We start from the raw sequence: 23,139 nt of genomic DNA on the forward strand, positions 1-23,139 counted from the left end.
GAGCCCGGGCCGCCGCATCGCGCGTGCCGGGCGGCTCGCACCGTTTTGAAGGTTCGGAGGTTTAAAAATGTCTGTGGCTGATATCAGGAAGGGCGCTGAACAGAAGATGCAGCGCTCCATCGACGCGTTCAGGAACGACCTGTCGAAGATCCGCACGGGCCGTGCGCACACGGGCCTGCTCGATCATATCCAGTGCGACTACTATGGCTCGCCGGTGCCGATTTCGCAGGTCGCGAACCTGACGCTGATCGACGCGCGCACGATCGGCGTGCAGCCGTGGGAAAAGAAGATGGTCCAGGTCGTCGAAAAGGCGATCCGCGAGTCGGATCTCGGTCTGAACCCAGCTACCCATGGCGATGTGATCCGCGTACCGATGCCCGCGTTGACCGAAGAGCGTCGCCGCGAGCTGACCAAGGTCGTTCGCAGCGAAGCCGAAACGGCCAAGGTGGCCGTGCGCAACCTGCGCCGCGACGCCAACGAGCAACTGAAGAAGCTCGTCAAGGACAAGGAAATCTCGGAAGACGACGAGCGTCGTGCCGGTGACGACGTCCAGAAGCTGACGGACAAGTTCGTCGCCGAAATCGACAAGCTCGTCACAACGAAAGAAGCCGAGATCATGACGGTCTGACGCCGTTCGGCTCAGCACCTTCTGATTTCCACTTCTTTACTGGCATTACTGTCCCGACGGCCATGACCTATACCAGCTCAACCGTGCGCGTGCCTGAAGTCGCCGCGGTGCCGCGACATATCGCGATCATCATGGATGGCAACGGCCGTTGGGCCACGCAGCGGCGTCTGCCCCGCGTGGCGGGCCATACGCGCGGCGTCGACGCGGTGCGGGCGGCCGTCGAGGCGTGCGCGCGGCGGGGTGTCGAATATCTGACGCTATTCGCGTTCAGCTCGGAGAACTGGCGCCGTCCGAACGAGGAGGTATCGTTCCTGATGCGCCTGTTCGTCACCGCGCTCGAGCGCGAGATCGGCAAGCTGCACGCGAACGGGATCCGTTTGCGCGTGGTCGGCGATCTCGAGCGTTTCGACGACAAGATCCGCGATCTGATCAAGCGCGCGGAAACCAAGACCGCGCGCAACACCCGTCTCACGCTGACCATCGCCGCGAACTACGGCGGGCGCTGGGACATCATGCAGGCCGCCCGCAAGCTCGTCGAGCAAGCGGCGGCGGGCAAGCCGGTCGAGGTCAACGAGGACGCGTTCGCCGAGCACCTGTCGATGGCCTACGCACCCGAGCCGGACCTGTTCATCCGCACCGGCGGCGAGCGCCGCGTCAGCAACTTCCTGCTGTGGCAGCTTGCCTACACCGAGTTCTATTTCACCGACACGTTCTGGCCGGATTTCGACGCCGACGCGCTCGGTCACGCCATCGCTTCGTACACGGAGCGGGAACGCCGCTTCGGCCGCACCAGTGCTCAGCTCGAGCCGCAATCGCAGAACGTCGATTCGCTTCCATGCTAAAAACCCGTGTCATCACGGCGATCGTGTTGCTGGCAGTGTTCCTGCCTGTCACGCTGTTCGCGCCTGTCGGCGCATTCGGCGCGCTGATCGCTTTCGTCGTCGTGTTCGCAGCGTGGGAGTGGGCGCGCCTGCTGAAGCTCGGTGGCGCGGGTCCGGTGCTGTACGCGCTCGTCGCGGCACTCGGACTCGTCACCAGTACGCGGGTGGGCATCGGCACCGAGCCTGCGCGGCCGTTCTTCCAGGCGGCGGCGATTTTCTGGGTGATCGCCGGTCCATTCGTGCTGCTGCGCAAGCCCGTGCTCGCGCAGGGCGCGTGGCGCGCGTTTCTGTTTCTTGCCGGAATCGTCGGTTTCATCGCGTGCTGGCATGCTCTCGTCGCCGCGCGCATGCAGGGTGTGCCGTTCGTGCTGTCGCTGCTGCTATTGGTATGGCTCGCCGATATCGGCGCATACTTCTCCGGGAAGGCATTTGGCAAGCACAAGCTGGCGCCAGCGATCAGTCCGGGTAAAACCTGGGAGGGGGCGATCGGCGGCTGGCTGCTGGTCATGATCGTCGCGGCCGCGGCGATCTTTTTGCACGCGTTCGAGCCGACCCTGTATTCTGCGCTGCTGGCGCAACTGGGTGCGCTGCGCACGGTGCTCGCGCTGACCCTGCTGGTGGTTTTCAGCGTGGTCGGTGATCTGTTCGAATCGCTGATGAAACGTCAGGCCGGCGTCAAAGACTCGAGCGGCCTGTTGCCGGGGCACGGCGGCGTGCTCGATCGCATCGACGCGTTGTTGCCGGTGCTGCCGCTCGCCATGCTGCTGCTCGGCTAGAGAAAGAGATATGCAAAAACGTCTGACATTGCTCGGTTCTACGGGCTCGATTGGAGACAGTACGCTCGACGTGGTCGCGCGTCATCCCGAGCGGTTTTCGATTTACGCGCTGAGCGCGCATCGCAACGGCGACAAGCTCGTCGGGCAATGCCTGCGGTTCGCGCCCGAAGTGGCGGTGGTCGGCGACGCCGACACGGCCGCGAAGGTCGCCGCGAAGCTGCGCGAAGCGGGCAGCAAGACCGAGGTCACGTACGGGCCGCAGGCGCTCGTCGACGTCGCGAAGAGCGAGGGCTGCGACACGGTGGTCGCGGCGATCGTCGGCGCGGCCGGTCTCGCGCCGAGCCTTGCCGCGGCGCGCGCCGGCAAGCGTATCCTGCTCGCGAACAAGGAAGCGCTGGTGATGTCCGGCGCGATCTTCATGGACGCGGTGCGCGACCACGGCGCGGTGCTGCTGCCGGTCGACAGCGAACACAACGCGATTTTCCAATGCCTGCCGCGTGAAGCGTCGCTGCATGGCGGCGTTTCAAAGATCATCCTGACCGCATCGGGCGGCCCGTTCCGCACGCGCGAACCGGCCACGCTCGTCGACGTGACGCCTGACGAAGCCTGCAAGCATCCGAACTGGGTGATGGGCCGCAAGATCTCGGTCGACTCGGCCACGATGATGAACAAGGGCCTCGAAGTGATCGAGGCGCACTGGCTGTTCAACCTGCCCGGCGAGCGCATCGAGGTGCTGATCCATCCGCAGAGCGTGATTCATTCGCTGGTGTCGTACGCGGACGGTTCGGTGCTCGCGCAGCTCGGCAACCCCGACATGCGCACGCCGATCGCGCACGCGCTCGCGTTTCCGGATCGCGTCGATTCCGGGGTCGCGCAGCTCGATCTCGCGGAGATCGCGTCGCTGTCGTTCGAAAAACCCGACTACGCGCGCTTCCCGTGCCTGGCGCTCGCCATGAAGGCGCTTGCGGAAGGCGGCGTCGCGAGCGCGGCGTTGAACGCCGCGAACGAGATCGCGGTGGAGGCATTTCTCGCGCGCCGCATCGGCTTCATGGCGATTGCCGAGGCGGTCGACTCCGTGCTGAACGCGTTGCCGAACCGCAGCGCGCACGCGCTCGACGACGTCATCGAAGCGGACGCCGCCGCGCGCCGAGCTGCTACCGAATTCATCGCGCGTCTGCCTGACGGCGCCCGTCGCACGGAACGCGCCGTCCAGTGAGGCGTTTATGAATCTGCTGATCGAACTGCTCGCTTTCGCGGTTGCGATTGGCGTACTCGTGGTAGTCCACGAGTACGGGCACTACAGCGTCGCGCGTCTGTGCGGCGTGAAGGTGCTGCGCTTCTCGATCGGCTTCGGCAAGCCGCTCGTTCAGTGGGTCAGTCCGAAGACGGGCACCGAGTGGACGATTGCCGCGCTGCCGCTCGGCGGCTACGTGAAGATGCTCGACGAGCGCGAGACCGGCCCCGGTTCGATTCCCGAAGCGGATCTGCCGCATGCGTTCAACCGCCAGTCGGTGTGGCGGCGCTTCGCGATCGTCGCGGCCGGTCCGGTCGCGAATTTCCTGCTCGCGATCGTGCTGTTCGCGCTCGTGTTCGCAACTGGCGTGACCGAACCGGCCGCCGTGATCGCGACACCCGCGCCGAACACGCCGGCCGCGCTGGCGGGCTTCGAGGGCGGCGAGACCATCGTCGGTGTGCGCACCGGCCATAGCGATGAGACCGAGCCGGTGCGGTCGTGGTCGGATCTGCGCTGGAAACTGCTCGGCGCCGCGTTCGATCAGCAGCGCGTCGTGCTCAGTGCAAAAGACGCGCACGGCACGTCCGATTTTCCGATGGACCTGCGCGGCCTCGGCGAGAAAGACGTCGACGACGATCTGATGTCGCGCCTCGGCTTCGAGCCCGGCGGCGGCAAGCTGACGGTGGCGGGCGTGCAGGCGGGCAGCGCCGCGCAAAAGGCGGGGCTCGTCGCCGGCGACCGGCTGCGCGCGATCAACGGCACGCCGACCGATAATGCCTCGGCCTTCATCGCTTTTGTAAAATCGCACGCCGGCGTGCCGGTCACGCTGCGGGTGGAGCGCGGGGGCCGTGGCGGTCATGCGGCGGGCGCGCTCGAAGAAATCACCATCGTGCCGCAACTGCAGCGCGATGCGGCGAGCGGGCAGCAGATCGGCCGCATCGGCGCGGAGCTGGCGACCCAGGTGCCGTCGATCGACGTGCGCTACGGGCCGCTCGAGAGCCTCCACCTCGGCGCGCGCCGTACCTGGGATCTCGCGGTGTACTCGGTCAGGATGTTCGGCCGGATGATCGTCGGCGAGGCATCGCTGAAGAATCTGTCCGGTCCGGTGACGATCGCCGACTACGCGGGAAAGAGCGCACGTCTGGGTCCTGCCGCGTTTCTGTCGTTCCTGGCCCTTGTCAGCATTAGCCTCGGCGTGCTGAACCTGCTACCAATTCCGGTATTGGATGGGGGTCATCTGTTATATTATTTGGTTGAAGCTGTGACCGGTAAAGTTGTCTCCGATCGCTGGCAACTCGTTTTTCAGAGGGCGGGGCTTGCCTGCATCGTCGCGTTGTCGGCGATTGCGCTGTTCAACGATCTGGCTCGTTTAATCCATTTTTAAAGTGTCCGGCGGCGTTCACGAGGGCGGCCGCCAGGCCTGATGCAGCTATACATACTGGGGAAGCACGTTGTTCAAACCTCATCGCTTTGGTCCAAAGACGGTTGTAGCCGCGGCGTTCGCCGCGCATGGGCTGGTTGCTCACGCAACGACGCCCTTCGTGGTGCAAGACATTCGCATTGAGGGATTGCAACGCGTCGAACCGGGCACGGTGTTCGCGTACCTGCCCATCAAGCAAGGCGATACCTTTTCCGACGACAAGGCGTCCGAAGCGATTCGCGCGCTGTACGCGACGGGCTTCTTCAACGACGTCAAGATCGCGACCGAAGGCAACGTGGTGATCGTGCAGGTGCAAGAGCGCCCGGCCATCGGCACGATCGACTTCGCCGGTATCCACGAGTTCGACAAGGACAATCTGATCAAGGCTCTGCGCGCGGTCGGGCTGTCGCAAGGTCGCTACTACGACAAGGCCCTCGTCGACAAGGCCGAGCAGGAACTGAAGCGCCAGTATCTGACGCGCGGTTTTTACGCGGCTGAAGTCACCACGACGATCACGCCGATCGACCGCAACCGCGTCGGCATCCTGTTCTCGGTGGCCGAAGGTCCGAGCGCGAAGATCCGTCAGATCAACTTCATCGGCAACAAGACATTCAGCACCGGCACGTTGCGCGACGAAATGCAGCTGTCCACGCCGAACTGGTTCTCGTGGTACACGAAGAACGACCTGTACGCGAAAGACAAGCTCACCGGCGACCTCGAGAACGTCCGCTCGTACTACCTGAACCGCGGCTATCTCGAGTTCAGCATCGAATCGACCCAGGTGTCGATTTCGCCGGACAAGAAGGACATGTACCTGACGGTCACGCTGCATGAAGGTCAGCCGTACACGATTTCGAACATCCGCCTCGCCGGCAATCTGCTCGACCGCGAAGCGGAACTGAAGAAGCTGATCAAGATCAAGCCGGGCGACCGCTTCTCGGCCGAAAAGCTGCAGGCCACCACGAAGGCGATCGTCGACAAGCTCGGCGAGTACGGCTACGCGTTCGCGACCGTCAATGCACAGCCGCAGATCGACCAGAACAACCACACCGTCGACCTGACGCTTCAGGTCGACCCGAGCCGTCGCGTGTACGTGCGCCGCATCAACGTGGTCGGCAACACGCGCACGCGCGACGAAGTGGTGCGCCGCGAGATGCGCCAGCTCGAAAGCTCGTGGTTCGATTCGAACCGCCTCGCGCTGTCGAAGGACCGTATCAACCGTCTCGGCTACTTCACCGACGTCGACGTGACCACGGTGCCGGTCGAAGGCACGCCCGACCAGGTCGACATCGACGTGAAGGTCGCCGAAAAACCGACCGGCGCGATCACGCTTGGCGCGGGCTTCTCATCGACGGACAAGGTGGTGCTGTCGGCGGGTATCTCGCAGGACAACGTGTTCGGCTCCGGCACGAGCCTCTCGGTGAACATCAATACCGCGAAGACGTACCGTACGCTGACGGTCACGCAGGTCGACCCGTACTTCACGGTGGACGGCATCAAGCGGATCACCGACGTCTACTACCGCACGTACCAGCCGCTGTACTATTCGACCGATTCGAGCTTCAAGATCGTCACGATTGGCGGTGACCTGAAGTTCGGCATTCCGTTCTCCGAAGTCGACACGGTGTTTTTCGGCGTCGGTTTCGAGCAGAACCAGCTCGACATCGACTCGAATACGCCGCAAAGCTATATCGACTACGTGAACCAGTTCGGCCGCGTGTCGAACAACGTACCGCTGACGGTCGGTTGGTCGCGCGACGCGCGTGACAGCGCGCTGGTGCCGAGCCGCGGCTACTTCACGCAGGCGAACGCCGAGTACGGCACGCCGATCGGGGGCACGCAGTACTACAAGGCCGACATCAACGCGCAGTACTATTACTCGTTCGCGCGTGGCTTCGTGCTGGGCTTCAACTTCCAGGGCGGCTACGGTAACGGCCTCGGCGGCAAGCCTTATCCGATCTTCAAGAACTACTTCGCCGGCGGTATCGGTTCGGTGCGCGGCTACGAGCCGAGCTCGCTCGGTCCGCGAGACGCGAAGACCAACGACCCGATCGGCGGCTCGAAGCTGCTCGTCGGCAATATCGAGCTCACGTTCCCGCTGCCGGGCACGGGCTACGATCGCACGCTGCGTGTGTTCACGTTCCTCGACGCCGGTAACGTGTGGGGAACGGAAGGTAACAGCATCGGCGCAAATGGCCTGCGTTACGGCTACGGTGTGGGTCTCGCGTGGATCTCGCCGATCGGCCCGCTCAAGTTGAGCCTTGGCTTCCCGCTCACGAAGCACACTGGCGACCAGTACCAGAAGTTCCAGTTCCAGATCGGGACGGCGTTCTGATCGGGCGGCGGGTGTTCCCGGCGGCCGGCGTTGCCGGCGGCCGGCTGCGGCGGCGGACCCGGCCAAACTACAGTATCGAGAGGATGACTTTGCTAACCGGTATGTTTTCGAAACGTGTAGCGTGCGCATTGGCGCTGGCAATGACCCTCGGGGTCGGCATGGCGCACGCGCAGGAGGCGAGGATCGCCGCGGTGAATTCCGACCGCATCCTGCGCGAATCGGCGGCGGCGAAAGCCGCGCAGCTGAAGCTCGAGGCCGAATTCGCGAAGCGGGACAAGGATCTCGCCGACATGGCGCAAAAGCTCAAGTCGATGTCCGATGCACTCGACAAGAATGGCGCGACAATGTCGGCGACCGATCGCGCGCAAAAGCAGCGCGACCTGTCGCAGCTCGACTCGGACTTCCAACGCAAGCAGCGTGAGTTCCGCGAAGACCTGAACCAGCGCCGCAACGAGGAACTCGCGGCGGTGCTCGATCGCGCGAACAAGGTCATCAAGCAGATCGCCGAAACGCAGCACTACGATCTGATCGTCCAGGAAGCGGTGTACGTGAGCCCGCGCATCGATATCACCGACCAGGTGCTGAAGGCACTTGCGGCATCGGGCAACTGAGGGCAACTAAGGGCAATGAGGGCGACTGAGGGCGGCGCACGGTCGCCCCGCACGCCTCGGCGCGCGCCCTCGCAATGATTTGAATGGGACCAGAGTAAGCGCTAAAGCGCCAACTCTGGTCGACATTGGAGACAGGATAGGCATGGCATTTACGCTCGAGGACATCGTCCAGCGGTTCGGCGGTGAAGTAGTCGGTAACGGGGCGCAGCGCGTGAGCAGTCTTGCGCCGCTCGACCAGGCCGGCCCGGACCAGTTGGCGTTCCTCGCCAATCCGAAGTATCTGTCGCAGGTCGAAACGACCCGCGCCGGCGCCGTGCTGATCAATGCCGGCGACCTTGCGAAGCTCGCCTCGCGCGAAGCTCGAAACTTCATCGTCACGCCGAATCCCTACGCTTACTTTGCGCGCATCGCGCAAACCTTCATCGACCTGGCCGCGCCGAGGGCGGTCCCCGGCGTGCATCCCAGCGCAACCATCGATCCTTCCGCCCAGGTCGCCGCGAGCGCGGTGATCGGTCCGCGTGTCACCGTGGAAGCGGGCGCAGTGATCGGCGAGCACGCGCGGCTCGACGCCAACGTCGTAATCGGCCGCGGCACCCGCGTCGGGGCGAACTCACATCTGTATCCGAACGTGACCGTGTACCACGGCTGCAAGCTCGGCGAGCGCGCGATCGTCCACGCGGGCGCGGTGATCGGCTCGGACGGCTTCGGCTTCGCGCCCGACTTCGTCGGCGAGGGCGACGCACGCACCGGCAGTTGGGTCAAGATTCCGCAGGTCGGCGGCGTGTCGATCGCGAACGACGTCGAAATCGGCGCGAACACCACGATCGACCGCGGCGCGATGGCCGACACGATCATCGAGGAGTGCGTGAAGATCGACAACCTCGTGCAGATCGGCCACAACTGCAAGGTCGGCGCCTACACGGTGATCGCGGGCTGCGCGGGCATCGCGGGCAGCACGACCATCGGCCGTCATTGCATGATCGGCGGCGCGGTCGGCATTGCCGGACACGTGACGCTCGCCGATTACGTGATCGTCACCGCAAAGTCGGGCGTGTCGAAGTCGCTGCTGAAGCCCGGCATGTACACGAGCGCGTTCCCGGCCGTGAACCACGCGGACTGGAACAAAAGCGCCGCGCTGCTGCGCAATATCGACAAGCTTCGCGATCGCATCAAAGCGCTGGAGAACGCCACCGTCGACAAAGCCGGCAATGCCAGCTGACGGCGCCGCGGGTCAACCCGCAGGCAACAAGATCTGACAGTTATCCCGGCGACCCATCCGCACCGCGTAAAATAGTGGTCGAGCATCGTGAAGCAAAGCCGGTGGCCGTGACCGGGTGGCACGACCACCGGTCATCAGAGGCGCCGGTCGTGCGCGTTTTCAACCCACCTGCACCCAGCATCCGCAGTCATCATCGCGCAGTCAATGCGTGAGCAGAAACACCATGAGCACCGAAAAAATCAATCTCGACATTCATAAGATTCTCACGCTGCTGCCGCATCGTTATCCGATCCTGCTGGTCGACCGGGTGCTCGAACTCGAACCGCACAAGAGCATCAAAGCGTTGAAGAACGTGTCGATCAATGAGCCGTATTTTCAGGGACATTTCCCGACGCGGCCGGTGATGCCAGGCGTGCTGATCCTCGAAGCCCTCGCGCAGACCGCGGCGCTGCTGACGTTCTCGGAAGAGCCGAGCGATCCGTCGAACACGCTGTACCTGTTCGTCGGCATCGACAACGCGCGCTTCAAGCGCGTGGTGGAACCGGGCGATCAGCTGATCCTGAACTGCACGTTCGAGCGTCACATGCGCGGCATCTGGAAGTTCAAGGCGCGCGCCGAAGTGGATGGCGTCGTCGCGGCGGAAGCCGATCTGATGTGCGCGGTGCGCCACACGGACAAAGACGCGTAAAAGCCCGCGTCGGGGCAGGTCGCGGCGCGGCAAGGCACGCGCGCGGCGGCCCTGACGGCAAGGCCATCCACACAACGCAACAGAATCAGAAGCGAGGACGCATGAGCAGGATCCATCCCACCGCGATCATCGAAGCGGGCGCGCAGCTGGACGAATCCGTCGAAGTCGGGCCCTATGCGGTGATCGGCGCACACGTGACGATCGGTGCGCGCAGCACGGTCGGCTCGCACAGCGTGATCGAAGGCTATACCACGCTCGGCGAAGACAACCGCATCGGCCATTACGCATCGGTCGGCGGCCGTCCGCAGGACATGAAGTACCAGGACGAGCCGACCAGGCTCGTGATCGGCAACCGCAACATGATCCGCGAGTTCACGACGATCCACACCGGCACGGTGCAGGACGCGGGCGTCACCACGCTCGGCGACGACAACTGGATCATGGCCTACGTGCACATCGGTCACGACTGCCACGTCGGCAACAACGTGATCCTGTCGAGCAACGCGCAGATGGCCGGTCACGTGACGATCGGCGACTACGCGATCATCGGCGGCATGTCGGGCGTGCATCAGTTCGTGCGCATCGGTGCGCATTCGATGCTCGGCGGCGCCTCGGCGCTCGTGCAGGACGTGCCGCCGTACGTGATCGCCGCGGGCAACAAGGCCGAGCCGCACGGCATCAACGTCGAAGGGCTGCGTCGCCGCGGCTTCTCGGCCGACGCGATCTCGGTGCTGCGCACCGCGTATCGCGTGCTGTACAAGAACGGCCTGTCGCTCGAAGAAGCGAAGGTGCAACTGAAGGAACTCGGTTCGGCCGGCGGTGACGGCGACGCCCCGGTGCAGACGCTGCTCGCGTTCGTCGAAGCGTCGCAGCGCGGCATCATCCGCTAACCGATGACGTTGCAACCCAGTCCGCTGCGCGTCGCGATGGTGGCCGGCGAGCCGTCCGGCGACCTGCTCGCTGCGTCGCTGCTCGACGGCCTCGCCAGCCGGTTGCCGGCCGCCACGCAGTACTACGGCATCGGCGGTCCGCGCATGATCGCCGCGGGCTTCGACGCCCACTGGCCGATGGAAAGGCTGACGGTGCGCGGCTATGTCGAAGCACTGCGGCACATTCCTGAAATCCTCGGTATCCGCAATGAGCTCAAGCGTCAGTTGCTCGCCGAACCGCCGTCCGTGTTCGTCGGCGTCGACGCGCCCGACTTCAATTTCGGGCTCGAGCACGCACTGCGCGACGCCGGCATTCCGACCGTGCACTTCGTTTGCCCGTCCATCTGGGCGTGGCGTGGCGGGCGCATCAAGAAGATCGCCAAGGCCGTCGATCACATGCTGTGCGTGTTCCCGTTCGAAACCGCGCTGCTCGAAAAGGCGGGTGTCGCGGCGTCGTACGTCGGGCATCCGCTGGCCGATCAGATCCCGCTCGAACCCGACACCCTCGGTGCGCGCCGCGCACTCGGTCTCGCGGAAAGCGGGCCGGTGATCGCGGTGCTGCCGGGCAGCCGGCGCTCCGAGATCGACCTGATCGGCCCGACGTTCTTCGCGGCGATGGAGATGATGCAGCACCAGGAGCCCAGCGTGCGCTTCGTGATGCCGGCGGCGACGCCCGCGTTGCGCGCGTTGCTGCAGCCGCTCGTCGATGCGCATCCGGGCCTCGTGCTGACCATCACCGAAGGCCAGTCGCAACTCGCGATGACCGCCGCCGACGCGATTCTCGTGAAGAGCGGCACCGTCACGCTCGAAGCCGCGCTGCTGAAAAAGCCGATGGTGATTTCGTACAAGGTGCCCTGGCTGACCGGGCAGATCATGCGCCGCCAGGGCTATCTGCCGTACGTCGGCCTGCCGAACATCCTGGCCGGGCGTTTCGTGGTGCCGGAGATCCTGCAGCACTTCGCGACGCCGCAGGCGCTCGCCGAGGCGACGCTGAAACAGTTGCGCGACGAGGCGAACCGGCGCACGCTGAAGGAAATCTTCACGGAGATGCATCACGTGCTGAAGCAGAACACCGCGCAGCGCGCGGCCGAAGTCGTGGCGAGCGTCGTCGAGCAGCGGGCGGGGCGGCCATGACCGCCGCGGGCGCGCCTCGCCGGAAGATCGCGGCCACCGTTCGGGTAGTGGCGCAAGCCGGCCTGAACTTCGAGAGCGCCGACGACATCGTCTGCGGCGTCGACGAGGCAGGGCGCGGACCGCTGGCCGGTCCGGTCGTCGCGGCGGCGGTGATTTTCGATCCCGCCAAACCGATGATCCGTGGCCTCGACGATTCGAAGGTGCTGAGCGCACTCAAGCGTGAAGCGCTGTACGACAAGATCGTCGAGCGTGCGCTCGCGTACTGCGTCGCGTCGGCGACAGTCGAGGAAATCGATTCGCTGAACATCCTGCACGCCACCATGCTCGCGATGAAGCGCGCGGTCGAGGGCCTGTCGGTCGTGCCGACGCTCGTGAAGATCGACGGCAACCGTTGCCCGACGCTCAGCATCCGTAGCGAGGCGGTGATTGGCGGCGACGCGCTCGTGAAGAGCATCTCGGCGGCGTCGATTCTCGCGAAGGTCACGCGCGACCGCATGCTGGTCGAACTGCACCAGGCGTATCCGATGTACGGCTTCGACGCGCATGCCGGTTATGGCACGCCGCAGCATCTCGCGGCGCTGCGCGAGCATGGGCCGTGCGAGCATCATCGGCGATCGTTCGCGCCGGTGCGCGAAGCGCATTTGAGGTTCGGCACTGGCGTGCCGTTGCCGTCGGCGGACGCCGTCATCGTGGCCGACGCGCTGCTGCTCGACGACGATGCGTTCGGCGAAGCCGGCTTCGCGTGACCGACCCCATCAGCGCGGCTCGAGCGCGCTCCGCGCTTGCGTGCCGTTGATTGCCGCTGATTCCTTTTCCCTTCTCACCGCCTTCGCTGCCTGTGAAAGCCATCACCTCGCGGGACAATCCGCTCTACAAGCGCCTGAAGGCACTGGCCGGCTCGACGCATCAACAGCGCCGCAGCGTCCACGCGCTGCTCGAGGGCTTCCATCTCGCGAGCACGTATCTCGACGTCGCAGGTCAGCCGGAGCTATGCGTCGTCACCGACGGCGCGTTGGGTCACGACGAAGCGCAGGCGATCGTGTCACGGATCGACGAGCATCGGCTCGTGACGCTGCCGGATGCGTTGTTCGGACAGTTGTCGAATGTCGTGCATGGGGTCGGGATTCTGCTGCTCGTCGAGAAGCTCGACGCACCGCTGCCCGAGCGCGTCGAGCAAAACTGTCTCGTGCTCGACGGCGTGCAGGACGCGGGCAACGTCGGCTCGATTCTGCGCAGCGCAGCGGCTGCGGGTATCGAGCACGTGTTCTGCGCGCCGGGCACCGCATACGCGTGGTCGTCGAAGGTGCTGCGTTCCGGGATGGGCGCGCACTTCCTGTTGCAGATTCATGAGGATGTCGAAGCGCGTGCGCTGATCGAACGGCTCGCGGTACCGATCGTCATCACCGATTCGCATGGTGCCGAAGCGATCTATGACAGCGACCTGAGCAGGCCGCTCGCGTGGGTGTTCGGCAACGAAGGGGCGGGCGTGTCGCAGGCGTGGCGCGATGCCGTGTCGTTGCGGGTGACGATTCCGCAGCCCGGCGGTATGGAGTCGCTGAACGTGGCGGCCGCGGCGGCGGTCTGCGTGTTCGAGCAGTGCCGGCAGCAGCGCGGGCGCAAAAAGTAGACTTAAGTGGCGTTGCGAGGGCTCTGGCCCGGCAACGCAACGCCTGCTCGGCCATCCCTCAATACGACGGCCGATCCAGCTTGATCTCCTGCAGGATCGTCGTCGCGATTTCCTCGATCGACTTGTGCGTCGACGACAGCCACTTGATCCCCTCGCGCCGCATCATCGTTTCGGCTTCGTTGATCTCATAGCGACAGTTTTCCGGCGCCGCATACTTGCTGCCCGGCCGCCGCTCGTTACGGATCTCCGACAGCCGCTGCGGATCGATCGACAACCCGAACATCTTCTGTCGATGCTCGCGTAGCGGCGTCGGCAGTTTGCCGCGTTCGAAATCTTCGGGAATCAGCGGATAGTTCGCCGCTTTCACGCCGTACTGCATCGCCAGGTAAAGGCTCGTCGGCGTCTTGCCGCTGCGCGACACGCCGACGAGGATCACGTCGGCGTCTGCGAGATTGCGATTCGATTGACCGTCGTCGTGCGCGAGCGAGAAATTGATCGCCTCGATCCGGTTCTTGTACTCCTCGGTGTCCGCGTTCTGGTGGCCGCGCCCCATCGCGTGGCTCGACTTCAGTTCCAGTTCCTGCTCGAGCGGCTCGACGAAGGTCTGGAACATGTCGAGCACGAGCGCGTTCGAACCCTTCACGATCTGATTCGACGAGCTATCGACCAGCGTGGTGAACACGATCGGTCGACGGCCGTCCTGCACGACCGCTTCGTTGATCTTTTCGAGCGTTGCGTAGGCCTTCTCGGTCGAGTCGACGAATGGCACGCGGACCAGGCGGAATTTCTGGTCGAACTGGGAGAGGATCGAATGCGCGAAGGTTTCGGCAGTAATCCCGGTACCGTCTGAGACGATGAATACGGTGGGCGGCATCAGAGGAGTTGTGAACGTGAAAGGCAAATGAGCCGGAAAGCGCGAGCGCGACAACGCGCTCGAATCAAACCGCGCGGCGGCGGGCGCGCCACACTCGTGTCCCGCGCGGGCGGTCCCGCAAAAGCCCGCTGGCTCGGTCGGCGCGCGATTCGAGGCGCAATTCTCGACCGACTGCCACATTTCAGGAGTCGGCACGGTAGAATAGCGGCAACCTGTTGGATAAGCAATTGCAGGCGATTGGCCGCTAACTTGCCGCGAACGGTCGTTCAACGTCACGTTATCTAATGTCAATATGCGTTGAACGCAACAGATCGAGCGGTAAGTCCGCTCAACCGCGTTCTTCGGTGCTCCGCCTCGTGCGCCACGGCCGGCGCGCCATGCAACGCATCTCCGCCGTCCAGGCGATTGCTTATCTAACAGGTTGTGCAAGACACGGGGTCGAGGCTTCCAATGGGCTGCCCGTGTTCAAGCCCACTTGCACAGTCGTGAATTTCTTTCACACTTAGGGGCTTGTATGACTAACGCAGTTACCGTCGCAAAGGACAAGGCGTATGTAGTTCCGTTCGAGCAGTTGCGGATGACCGACGTGGAGATCGTCGGCGGCAAGAACGCGTCGCTGGGCGAGATGATCAGCCAGCTCGCGGAAGCCGGCGTGCGCGTGCCGACCGGCTTCGCGACCACCGCGCTCGCGTTCCGTGACTTCCTGCAGCACAACGATCTGACCGAGCGCATCGCCAAACGTCTCGAGACGCTCGACGTCGACGACGTGAAGGCGCTCGCCGAAGCGGGCAAGGAGATCCGTCAATGGATCGTCGACGCGCCGCTGCAGCCGCAGCTCGAGGCTGACATTCGCGCGGGGTTCGACACGCTGCAACAGAGCTCGCCCGAGGAGCTGTCGTTTGCCGTGCGTTCATCCGCGACCGCGGAAGACCTGCCGGACGCATCGTTCGCCGGTCAGCAGGAAAGCTACCTGAACGTGGTCGGCATCGACGACGTGCTCGATCGCATGAAGCACGTGTTCGCGTCGCTGTATAACGACCGCGCCATCTCCTATCGCGTCCACAAGGGCTTCACGCATGCTGAAGTCGCGTTGTCGGCGGGCGTGCAGCGCATGGTGCGTTCGGACGTCGGCGCCGCGGGCGTGATGTTCACGCTGGACACCGAATCGGGCTTCAAGGACGCCGTCTTCATCACGTCGAGCTATGGCCTCGGCGAAACCGTCGTGCAGGGCGCGGTGAATCCGGACGAGTTCTACGTGTTCAAGACCACGCTCGCGCAGGGCAAGTACCCAATCATTCGCCGCTCGATCGGCTCGAAGCTGATCAAGATGGAGTTCACGAAGCCGGGCGAGCCGGGCCGCGTGAAGACCGTCGACGTCGCGCACGAACAGCGCAACCGCTTCTCGATCACCGACGAAGACGTGATCGAGCTCGCGAAGTACGCGGTGATCATCGAGAAGCACTACCAGCGTCCGATGGACATCGAGTGGGGCAAGGACGGCCGCGACGGCAAGATTTTCATCCTGCAGGCGCGTCCGGAAACGGTGAAGAGCCAGGGCGGCGGCAAGGCCGAGCAGCGCTTCAAGCTGAAGGGCCAGTCGAACGTGCTGGCAACGGGCCGCGCGATCGGTCAGAAGATCGGCGCGGGTCCGGTGCGCGTGGTCCACGACCCGTCGGAGATGGACCGCGTGCAGCCGGGTGACGTGCTCGTCGCCGACATGACCGACCCGAACTGGGAGCCGGTCATGAAGCGTGCGTCGGCGATCGTCACGAACCGTGGCGGCCGCACCTGCCATGCGGCGATCATCGCGCGTGAGCTGGGCGTGCCGGCCGTGGTCGGCTGCGGCGACGCGACCGACGTGCTGAAGGACGGCGCGCTCGTCACCGTGTCATGTGCGGAAGGCGACGAAGGCAAGATCTACGACGGCCTGCTCGAAACCGAAGTCACCGAAGTGCAGCGCGGCGAACTGCCGCCGATTCCGGTGAAGATCATGATGAACGTCGGCAATCCGCAGCTCGCATTCGACTTCTCGCAACTGCCGAACGCAGGTGTGGGTCTCGCGCGGCTCGAGTTCATCATCAACAACAACATTGGCGTGCACCCGAAGGCGATCCTCGAGTACCCGAACGTCGATCAGGACCTGAAGAAGGCGGTCGAAAGCGTCGCGCGCGGTCACGCCTCGCCGCGGGCGTTCTACGTCGACAAGCTGACCGAAGGCATCGCAACGATCGCGGCGGCGTTCTATCCGAAGCCCGTCATCGTGCGTCTGTCGGACTTCAAGTCGAACGAGTACAAGAAGCTGATCGGTGGTTCGCGCTACGAGCCGGACGAGGAAAACCCGATGCTGGGTTTCCGCGGCGCGTCGCGCTATATCGCGGAAGACTTCGCCGAGGCGTTCCAGATGGAATGCGTCGCGCTGAAGAAGGTGCGTGAAGAGATGGGCCTCGACAACGTCGAGATCATGGTGCCGTTCGTGCGTACGTTGAAGCAGGCGGAGCGCGTGGTCGGGCTGCTCGCGAAGTTCGGCCTGAAGCGCGGCGAGAAGGGCCTGCGTCTGATCATGATGTGCGAAGTGCCGACGAACGCGATCCTCGCGGAAGAGTTCCTGCAGTACTTCGACGGATTCTCGATCGGCTCGAACGACCTGACGCAGCTCACGCTCGGCCTCGACCGCGACTCGGGCATGGAACTGCTCGCGGTCGATTTCGACGAGCGTGATCCAGCGGTCAAGTTCCTGCTCAAGCGCGCGATCGAAACCTGTCTGCGTCTCGACAAGTACGTCGGTATCTGCGGCCAGGGGCCGTCGGATCATCCGGACTTCGCGCAATGGCTGACTGACGAAGGCATCAAGTCGATCTCGCTCAACCCCGACACGATCATCGATACGTGGCAGCAGCTGGCAAAGGCGAAGCAGTAACTCGCGAGGTATCGAATGCCGCTTTCGCAGGCGGCATTCGGCACGCGTTAAAGGCACGTGCGCTTCGTGCTATAAACACCCCGGTAGAACCGGGGTGTTTTGCTTTGTGGAGGTCGACGTGGCGCCTGGTGGACTGTTCTGGTGGATCGGGGCGGGTGTGCTTGTCGTGCTGGAACTGATGAGCGGCACCTTCTATCTGTTGATGATCGCGTTCGGCTTCGTCGCGGCCGCGCTTGCGCGCATTGCCGGCGCCGGGACCGATCTGCAATTCGTAGTGGCGGCGCTGGTTGCACTCGCGGCGGTCGTGGTGCTCAGACGCTCGCGCTTCGGCCGTCGTAGGCGCGAGCAGGCGTCGCGCAATCCGGATGTCAATCTGGATATCGGGCAGACGCTGAACGTGCCGGCCTGGCAGGGGCGCAAAGCACGCGCGACCTATCGTGGCGCGGCATGGGACGTCGAGCTGGCCGCGGGCGAACCCGAAGACGCGCAGGTCTACGAGATCAGGGAGTTGCGGGGCAGTTGCCTCGTCGTCGTCGCGAGCCGGCAGCCGAAGGCGCGCGCGAGCGCGACCTGACGATCTGAGCGCCGGCCGCCCAAGCTGAAAACGCAGGCCCGACCAACCTGCGCACAACTATTCGAAGCAGAATCGGAGGGTAGCGATATGGATTCAACCATCGTCGGGGCAGTGCTGCTGATCGTCGTGATCATGCTCGCGTCGCAGACCATCAAGATCGTGCCGCAGCAGCATGCGTGGGTGCTCGAGCGCCTCGGCCGTTATCACGCGACGCTGACGCCGGGTCTGAGCTTCGCGTTCCCGTTCGTCGACCGGGTCGCGTACAAGCACGTGCTGAAGGAAATTCCTCTCGAAGTGCCGAGCCAGGTCTGTATTACGCGCGACAACACGCAACTGCAGGTCGACGGTGTGCTGTATTTCCAGGTCACCGATCCGATGAAGGCATCGTACGGATCGAGCAACTTCGTGTTCGCGATCACGCAGTTGTCGCAGACCACGCTGCGCTCGGTCATCGGCAAGCTGGAGCTGGACCGGACCTTCGAGGAGCGCGATTTCATCAATCACAGCATCGTGTCCGCGCTGGACGAGGCGGCCGCGAACTGGGGCGTAAAAGTGCTGCGCTACGAGATCAAGGACCTGACGCCGCCAAAGGAAATCCTTCACGCGATGCAGGCGCAGATCACCGCCGAGCGCGAGAAACGCGCGCTGATCGCGGCATCGGAAGGGCGCAAGCAGGAGCAGATCAATATCGCGTCGGGCGGCCGCGAGGCGGCGATCCAGAAGTCCGAGGGCGAGCGTCAGGCAGCGATCAATCAGGCGCAGGGGCAGGCCGCGGCGATTCTGGCGGTGGCCGAGGCGAACGCGCAGGCGATCCAGAAGATCGCGGCGGCGATCCAGCTGAACGGCGGCATGGACGCGGTGAATCTGAAGGTGGCCGAACAGTACGTGAACGCGTTCTCGAACCTGGCCAGGCAGGGCACGACACTGATCGTGCCGGGCGACATGTCGAACATGAGTTCGATGATCGCGTCGGCGCTGACCATCGTGAACAGGAGCAAGGCGGCAGCGGAGCCGCCGCGCGGCGACTTGCGCTGACGAACGGGCAATGCATGCGCAATGAGTGCGTGACGTAAAAGCAAATGGCCCGCACATCGATCGATGCGCGGGCCATTTTTGCATGAGCCGGAAACGAATCGCGTTCAGGTCGGCGAGCGCATCAAGCGCGCCTTCTCGCGCTCCCAGTCGCGCTTCTTCTCGGTCTCGCGCTTGTCGTGCATCTTCTTGCCCTTCGCGAGACCGATCTCGCATTTGACGCGACCGTTCTTGTAGTGAAAATTCAGCGGCACGAGCGTGTAGCCGCGCTGCTCGACCTTGCCGATCAGCTTGCTGATCTCCTCGCTATGCAGCAGCAACTTGCGCGTGCGCACCGGGTCGGGATGGATGTGCGTCGACGCTTCGGGCAGCGGGCTGATGTGCGTGCCGATCAGGAACAGCTCGCCGTTGCGGATCACCACGTAGCCTTCCTTGATCTGGCCGCGCCCGGCGCGCAACGCCTTGACCTCCCATCCTTCGAGCACGAGGCCTGCCTCATAGCGTTCCTCGACCGAGTAGTCGTAGAAGGCTTTTCTGTTGTCTATGATGCTCATGAATGGAAAGTGCCCAACTCGTTTAAAATCACGATTTTAGCAAAGCGGGGCAAGGAAAGCCCGCGGCGCTCGTCCACCGTTGCCACGCGCTGTTCAATTTATGGCAGATGTCCAGAAAACCGTTTTGATTCGCCACTCGGCGGAGCAGATGTTCGACCTCGTCACCGACGTCGACGATTACCCCAAGTTCCTGCCATGGTGCGGGGGCATCGAAATTCGTCACCGGGACGACACCAGCATGGAGGCGAGGATCGATATCAACTTCAAGGGCATCAAGCAGCATTTCGCCACGCGTAACTCGATGGAGCGCCCCACGCGCATCGACATGGAATTCGCCGACGGTCCGTTTCGCAAGTTCACCGGTTTCTGGCGCTTCACGCCGCTGCGCGCCAATGCGTGCAAGATCGAATTCGCGCTGCACTACGAGTTCACCAGCATCCTGCTCGAGAAGATCATCGGGCCGGTGTTCAATCACATCGCCAATACCTTCGTCGAATCTTTCGTGAAGCGCGCCAACCAGCGCTATGGTCAGTCATGAGCGCGCGGCTAACGGTCGAGGTCTGCTATGCGCTCGCTGCCGAGCAGGCGCTGATTGCGGTCGAGTTGCCCGCGGGCGCGACGCTGCAACAGGCGATCGGCGCAAGCGGGATTCTGCAGCGCTTTCCGTCGATCGATCTGAACACGCAGAAGGTGGGCGTGTTCGGCAAGCTCAAGCCGCTCGATACGGTGCTGGCCGACCATGATCGCGTCGAGATTTACCGGCCGTTGCTGGTGGATCCGAAGGTGTCGCGCCAACGCCGCGTCGAAAAGACACGCAAGGCGGGGTCGATCGAGGGGCGGCGTTGGTTGAACAAGGATTCGCGCTAGGCGGCGCTAGTTGGGGGGCGGCGGACTTTTTTTGCGCGCCGCCCGTTTTGCATCATCGCGTCACGTCACCTCAAGGCGCCGCCGTCTGCGCCTTATCGTTCATGCCCTCGATGCGCGCCGTACCCGACGAATCGTCGTCCGAATGCCGGCGCACCGACCACCAGACCCCCGCCACCAGCAGCAGGATCGCCGCGAGTTCGAGCGGGCGCGGCAGGCGCTCGTCGTAAATGAACGCGTAAAGCAGCGCGAACAGCGTCTCGAACACGATCATCTGGCCGGACAGCGTTAGCGGCAGCCGTTTTGCCGCGGCATTCCACAGGCCGTTGCCGAGCCACGACGCGCCGATCGCGAGTGCGAGGTTGAGCAGCCAGAACGTGTGCCAGCGCGGGTCGGCCAACTCACCGTGCGGGCCGCCCGACGGCAGCACCGCGACCACGAGCCACAACGCGCCGCCGAGCGCGCCAGTCACGACGCCCCACAGCACCGACCACTCATTGCCGCTGAAATGCGTCTGACGCTGCAGGTAACGGGCGTTCTCGACCGCGAACCAGGTCCAGCAGATGAGCGCGCCCACCGCGCAGGCCACGCCGAGCAGGCGCGTCGCGATGCTCACCGGCGCCGCGCCGGCCACCGTAAAGACGTCGATATTGATGCAGACGATGCCCGCCATCACGGTCGCGAGCGGCCATGCGAGGCGCGCGAGCGGCACCGCGCCGTGATCGCGCCGGCCGACCAGCGTGACCGTGACCGGCAGCACGCCGACGATCAGCGAGGCCGGCGCGATTCCGATCAGGTGCACGGCGGCCGTCAGCAGCAGGTAATAGACGATATTGCCGGCCAGCGCGAGCTTGACGAGCGCGATCAGATCCTCGCGGCTCAGCCGTTTGGCGAGCGAACGCGCGATCGGCAGCGCCGCGGCGAGCGACACGACGCCGTACATCGAGTAGCGGCCGGCGACGAGCAGGAGCGGGGAGAAGTCGGGCAGCACCCGCGGCACCAGAAACACCATGCCCCACAAGGCTCCGGCCATGACGCCATATACGACACCGCGCTGCATCGACTGCCTCTGCTGGATAAACTGGAATGGCCGGCAGAATAGCGGTTTTGCGAGCAGGGCGTCTTGTTCGATCCTGCATTCGGACCGCTCGACCGCCGCTCGACAGGGTACGTGCCGCGAAAATGCCGCCGGCTCTGCTCCGGTTTCGCCTGCGAACGCGCAAACGAAACCCGTTCGAACCTGACGCGAACAGGCGAGCGAAATCGACGCAGGCGGGAGCGGCAAAAAATCGTCTGAAATTCGCTAAGCTGCTGTTCGCGCAGTGAAAACCGGGGTGGTATCGCGTATAATTCGCTTTTGCGCCTATAGGATTTGCCATGCGTCTGATCCAAACAGCACTCACGTTCGATGACGTGCTCCTCGTCCCGGCCTTCTCCGATGTTCTGCCGCGCGACACCAGCCTCAAGACCCGGCTGACCCGCAACATCTCCCTCAACATGCCGCTCGTGTCCGCCGCGATGGACACGGTCACTGAAGCACGTCTGGCAATCGCCATGGCGCAAATGGGCGGCGTCGGCATCATCCACAAGAACCTTACGCCGGCCGAGCAGGCGCGTGAAGTCGCGAAGGTCAAGCGTTTCGAGTCGGGCGTCGTGCGCGATCCGATCACCGTGCCGCCGCATATGAAAGTGCGCGACGTGATCGCACTGTCGCGCCAGCATGGCATTTCGGGCTTCCCGGTCGTCGAGGGCTCGCAGCTCGTCGGCATCGTGACGAATCGCGACCTGCGCTTCGAAGAGCGTCTGGACGAGCCGGTGCGCAACATCATGACGCCGCGCGAGCGCCTCGTCACCGTCAAGGAAGGCACGCCGCTCGCCGAAGCGAAGGCGCTGATGCACAGCCACCGCCTCGAGCGCGTGCTGGTCATCAACGACGCCTTCGAACTGCGCGGCCTGATGACCGTCAAGGACATCACCAAGCAGACCGAGCACCCGGATGCATGCAAGGACGAGCACGGCAAGCTGCGCGCGGGCGCGGCGGTCGGCGTCGGCGCGGACAACGAAGAGCGCGTCGAGCTGCTCGTGCAGGCCGGCGTCGACGTGATCGTCGTCGATACCGCGCATGGCCACAGCATGGGCGTGCTCGAGCGCGTCAAGTGGGTCAAGCAGAACTTCCCGCACGTCGAGGTGATCGGCGGCAACATCGCAACCGCCGCGGCCGCCAGGGCGCTCGTCGAATACGGCGCGGACGGCGTCAAGGTCGGTATCGGCCCGGGCTCCATCTGCACGACGCGAATCGTCGCAGGCGTCGGCGTGCCGCAGGTCACCGCTATCTCCAACGTGTCCGAAGCGCTGAGTGGCACCGGCGTGCCGGTCATCGCCGACGGCGGCGTGCGCTTCTCGGGCGACGTCAGCAAGGCGCTCGCGGCGGGCGCCAGCGCGGTCATGATGGGCAGCATGTTCGCCGGTACCGAGGAGTCGCCGGGCGATGTATTCCTGTACCAGGGCCGCCAGTACAAGTCGTACCGTGGCATGGGCTCGGTCGGCGCCATGAAGGACGGCGCGGCGGACCGCTACTTCCAGGACAACTCGGCCAACATCGACAAGCTGGTGCCGGAGGGCATCGAAGGTCGCGTCGCGTACAAGGGTTCGGTCAACGCGATCCTGTTCCAGCTGATCGGCGGCGTGCGCGCGAGCATGGGCTACTGCGGCTGCCGCACCATCGCCGAAATGAACGAGAAGGCCGAGTTCGTGCAGATCACCGGTGCGGGCCTGCGCGAGTCGCATGTGCACGATGTGCAAATCACCAAGGAAGCGCCCAACTACCACGTGGACTAAACGC

At 64.3% G+C, this 23,139-nt stretch carries 21 protein-coding genes and 1 pseudogene; 19 read left to right on the plus strand and 3 right to left on the minus strand.

What is annotated here, in order from left to right; all coding sequences use genetic code 11:
* Nucleotides 1-67 precede the first annotated feature (67 nt).
* The 13 genes and pseudogenes from frr (at nt 68) to OKW35_RS35045 (ending at nt 13,482) form a co-directional block, all read left to right on the plus strand.
* Nucleotides 68-628, plus strand: a complete 561-nt coding sequence (frr, locus tag OKW35_RS34985) for a ribosome recycling factor (protein WP_090800586.1) — start codon at nt 68-70, stop codon at nt 626-628.
* Between the two features lie 62 nt (nt 629-690).
* Nucleotides 691-1,470: a polyprenyl diphosphate synthase gene (gene uppS / locus OKW35_RS34990; protein WP_090800585.1), complete on the plus strand. Its 780-nt coding sequence runs from the start codon at nt 691-693 to the stop codon at nt 1,468-1,470.
* Nucleotides 1,464-2,285 (plus strand): phosphatidate cytidylyltransferase, encoded by an 822-nt coding sequence (locus OKW35_RS34995; protein WP_184056901.1) that lies wholly within the window; start codon nt 1,464-1,466, stop codon nt 2,283-2,285. Before uppS ends, OKW35_RS34995 begins: the two co-directional genes overlap by 7 nt.
* Nucleotides 2,286-2,295: 10 nt before the next feature.
* The gene (locus tag OKW35_RS35000; RefSeq protein WP_184056899.1) at nt 2,296-3,501 is read left to right on the plus strand and encodes a 1-deoxy-D-xylulose-5-phosphate reductoisomerase; all 1,206 of its coding nucleotides are present in this window, start codon (nt 2,296-2,298) and stop codon (nt 3,499-3,501) included.
* A 7-nt stretch (nt 3,502-3,508) separates the two neighbouring features.
* Nucleotides 3,509-4,903 carry an RIP metalloprotease RseP gene (rseP, locus tag OKW35_RS35005; protein WP_429355714.1) on the plus strand — a complete coding sequence of 465 codons (1,395 nt, stop codon included), beginning with the start codon at nt 3,509-3,511 and terminating at the stop codon, nt 4,901-4,903.
* Between the two features lie 67 nt (nt 4,904-4,970).
* Complete coding sequence (gene bamA / locus OKW35_RS35010) at nt 4,971-7,274, plus strand: outer membrane protein assembly factor BamA (protein WP_184056894.1); 2,304 nt, start codon at nt 4,971-4,973, stop codon at nt 7,272-7,274.
* 89 nt (nt 7,275-7,363) lie between these two features.
* The gene (locus OKW35_RS35015; RefSeq protein ID WP_026225318.1) at nt 7,364-7,885 is read left to right on the plus strand and encodes an OmpH family outer membrane protein; all 522 of its coding nucleotides are present in this window, start codon (nt 7,364-7,366) and stop codon (nt 7,883-7,885) included.
* A gap of 142 nt (nt 7,886-8,027) precedes the next feature.
* A pseudogene (lpxD, locus tag OKW35_RS35020) lies at nt 8,028-9,141 on the plus strand (UDP-3-O-(3-hydroxymyristoyl)glucosamine N-acyltransferase).
* A 186-nt stretch (nt 9,142-9,327) separates the two neighbouring features.
* Nucleotides 9,328-9,792, plus strand: a complete 465-nt coding sequence (fabZ, locus tag OKW35_RS35025) for a 3-hydroxyacyl-ACP dehydratase FabZ (protein ID WP_006048683.1) — start codon at nt 9,328-9,330, stop codon at nt 9,790-9,792.
* A 101-nt stretch (nt 9,793-9,893) separates the two neighbouring features.
* The gene (gene lpxA / locus OKW35_RS35030) at nt 9,894-10,682 is read left to right on the plus strand and encodes an acyl-ACP--UDP-N-acetylglucosamine O-acyltransferase (RefSeq protein WP_184056892.1); all 789 of its coding nucleotides are present in this window, start codon (nt 9,894-9,896) and stop codon (nt 10,680-10,682) included.
* Nucleotides 10,683-10,685: 3 nt separating this feature from the next.
* Complete coding sequence (lpxB, locus tag OKW35_RS35035) at nt 10,686-11,855, plus strand: lipid-A-disaccharide synthase (protein WP_429554451.1); 1,170 nt, start codon at nt 10,686-10,688, stop codon at nt 11,853-11,855.
* A complete protein-coding gene (gene rnhB, locus OKW35_RS35040; RefSeq protein ID WP_090800573.1) occupies nt 11,852-12,601 on the plus strand; it encodes a ribonuclease HII in 750 nt (249 codons plus the stop codon). Before lpxB ends, rnhB begins: the two co-directional genes overlap by 4 nt.
* A 92-nt stretch (nt 12,602-12,693) precedes the next feature.
* The gene (locus tag OKW35_RS35045; protein WP_429554452.1) at nt 12,694-13,482 is read left to right on the plus strand and encodes a TrmH family RNA methyltransferase; all 789 of its coding nucleotides are present in this window, start codon (nt 12,694-12,696) and stop codon (nt 13,480-13,482) included.
* A gap of 58 nt (nt 13,483-13,540) precedes the next feature.
* Here the strand turns inward: OKW35_RS35045 and ppsR are convergent, their stop codons facing one another.
* A complete protein-coding gene (gene ppsR, locus OKW35_RS35050; protein WP_090800570.1) occupies nt 13,541-14,356 on the minus strand; it encodes a posphoenolpyruvate synthetase regulatory kinase/phosphorylase PpsR in 816 nt (271 codons plus the stop codon).
* 514 nt (nt 14,357-14,870) lie between these two features.
* Here ppsR and ppsA point away from each other — a divergent pair.
* From ppsA to OKW35_RS35065, 3 genes are all read left to right on the plus strand, one after another.
* Nucleotides 14,871-17,273 (plus strand): phosphoenolpyruvate synthase, encoded by a 2,403-nt coding sequence (ppsA, locus tag OKW35_RS35055; RefSeq protein WP_429405577.1) that lies wholly within the window; start codon nt 14,871-14,873, stop codon nt 17,271-17,273.
* A gap of 118 nt (nt 17,274-17,391) precedes the next feature.
* Nucleotides 17,392-17,847 carry an NfeD family protein gene (locus OKW35_RS35060; protein ID WP_018417664.1) on the plus strand — a complete coding sequence of 152 codons (456 nt, stop codon included), beginning with the start codon at nt 17,392-17,394 and terminating at the stop codon, nt 17,845-17,847.
* 87 nt (nt 17,848-17,934) lie between these two features.
* Entirely contained in the window at nt 17,935-18,882 is a 948-nt protein-coding gene (locus OKW35_RS35065) for an SPFH domain-containing protein (protein WP_184056883.1), read from the plus strand.
* Nucleotides 18,883-18,986: 104 nt separating this feature from the next.
* On the opposite strand, the gene smpB is transcribed toward OKW35_RS35065, so the two are convergent.
* On the minus strand, nt 18,987-19,433 hold the full coding sequence (gene smpB / locus OKW35_RS35070) for an SsrA-binding protein SmpB (protein WP_013089686.1): 447 nt from the start codon (nt 19,431-19,433) through the stop codon (nt 18,987-18,989).
* A gap of 100 nt (nt 19,434-19,533) precedes the next feature.
* On the opposite strand from smpB, the gene OKW35_RS35075 reads away from it, so the two are divergent.
* Together OKW35_RS35075 and OKW35_RS35080 are read left to right on the plus strand one after the other, a co-directional pair.
* A complete protein-coding gene (locus OKW35_RS35075; protein WP_429554453.1) occupies nt 19,534-19,971 on the plus strand; it encodes a type II toxin-antitoxin system RatA family toxin in 438 nt (145 codons plus the stop codon).
* Nucleotides 19,968-20,300 (plus strand): RnfH family protein, encoded by a 333-nt coding sequence (locus OKW35_RS35080; RefSeq protein ID WP_090800565.1) that lies wholly within the window; start codon nt 19,968-19,970, stop codon nt 20,298-20,300. Before OKW35_RS35075 ends, OKW35_RS35080 begins: the two co-directional genes overlap by 4 nt.
* A 70-nt stretch (nt 20,301-20,370) precedes the next feature.
* Here OKW35_RS35080 and OKW35_RS35085 read toward each other — a convergent pair whose 3' ends face one another.
* Nucleotides 20,371-21,357, minus strand: a complete 987-nt coding sequence (locus OKW35_RS35085; protein WP_429554454.1) for a DMT family transporter — start codon at nt 21,355-21,357, stop codon at nt 20,371-20,373.
* A gap of 317 nt (nt 21,358-21,674) precedes the next feature.
* On the opposite strand from OKW35_RS35085, the gene guaB reads away from it, so the two are divergent.
* Nucleotides 21,675-23,135 (plus strand): IMP dehydrogenase, encoded by a 1,461-nt coding sequence (guaB, locus tag OKW35_RS35090; protein WP_429355707.1) that lies wholly within the window; start codon nt 21,675-21,677, stop codon nt 23,133-23,135.
* The last annotated feature ends 4 nt before the right edge of the window (nt 23,136-23,139 follow it).

The sequence above is a fragment of the Paraburkholderia sp. MM5477-R1 genome (assembly GCF_050436385.1).
GTDB classification, from domain to species: domain Bacteria; phylum Pseudomonadota; class Gammaproteobacteria; order Burkholderiales; family Burkholderiaceae; genus Paraburkholderia; species Paraburkholderia tuberum.

Coding starts and splice junctions, on each gene's coding strand:
- OKW35_RS35085 (WP_429554454.1), bottom strand. CDS start 21,357: ATGCAGCGCGGTGTCGTATATGGCGTCATGGCCGGAGCCTTGTGGGGC.
- lpxA (WP_184056892.1), top strand. CDS start 9,894: ATGAGCAGGATCCATCCCACCGCGATCATCGAAGCGGGCGCGCAGCTG.
- lpxB (WP_429554451.1), top strand. CDS start 10,686: ATGACGTTGCAACCCAGTCCGCTGCGCGTCGCGATGGTGGCCGGCGAG.
- guaB (WP_429355707.1), top strand. CDS start 21,675: ATGCGTCTGATCCAAACAGCACTCACGTTCGATGACGTGCTCCTCGTC.
- smpB (WP_013089686.1), bottom strand. CDS start 19,433: ATGAGCATCATAGACAACAGAAAAGCCTTCTACGACTACTCGGTCGAG.
- rseP (WP_429355714.1), top strand. CDS start 3,509: ATGAATCTGCTGATCGAACTGCTCGCTTTCGCGGTTGCGATTGGCGTA.
- ppsR (WP_090800570.1), bottom strand. CDS start 14,356: ATGCCGCCCACCGTATTCATCGTCTCAGACGGTACCGGGATTACTGCC.
- OKW35_RS35075 (WP_429554453.1), top strand. CDS start 19,534: ATGGCAGATGTCCAGAAAACCGTTTTGATTCGCCACTCGGCGGAGCAG.
- OKW35_RS34995 (WP_184056901.1), top strand. CDS start 1,464: ATGCTAAAAACCCGTGTCATCACGGCGATCGTGTTGCTGGCAGTGTTC.
- ppsA (WP_429405577.1), top strand. CDS start 14,871: ATGACTAACGCAGTTACCGTCGCAAAGGACAAGGCGTATGTAGTTCCG.
- OKW35_RS35000 (WP_184056899.1), top strand. CDS start 2,296: ATGCAAAAACGTCTGACATTGCTCGGTTCTACGGGCTCGATTGGAGAC.
- frr (WP_090800586.1), top strand. CDS start 68: ATGTCTGTGGCTGATATCAGGAAGGGCGCTGAACAGAAGATGCAGCGC.
- OKW35_RS35080 (WP_090800565.1), top strand. CDS start 19,968: ATGAGCGCGCGGCTAACGGTCGAGGTCTGCTATGCGCTCGCTGCCGAG.
- uppS (WP_090800585.1), top strand. CDS start 691: ATGACCTATACCAGCTCAACCGTGCGCGTGCCTGAAGTCGCCGCGGTG.
- fabZ (WP_006048683.1), top strand. CDS start 9,328: ATGAGCACCGAAAAAATCAATCTCGACATTCATAAGATTCTCACGCTG.
- OKW35_RS35065 (WP_184056883.1), top strand. CDS start 17,935: ATGGATTCAACCATCGTCGGGGCAGTGCTGCTGATCGTCGTGATCATG.
- rnhB (WP_090800573.1), top strand. CDS start 11,852: ATGACCGCCGCGGGCGCGCCTCGCCGGAAGATCGCGGCCACCGTTCGG.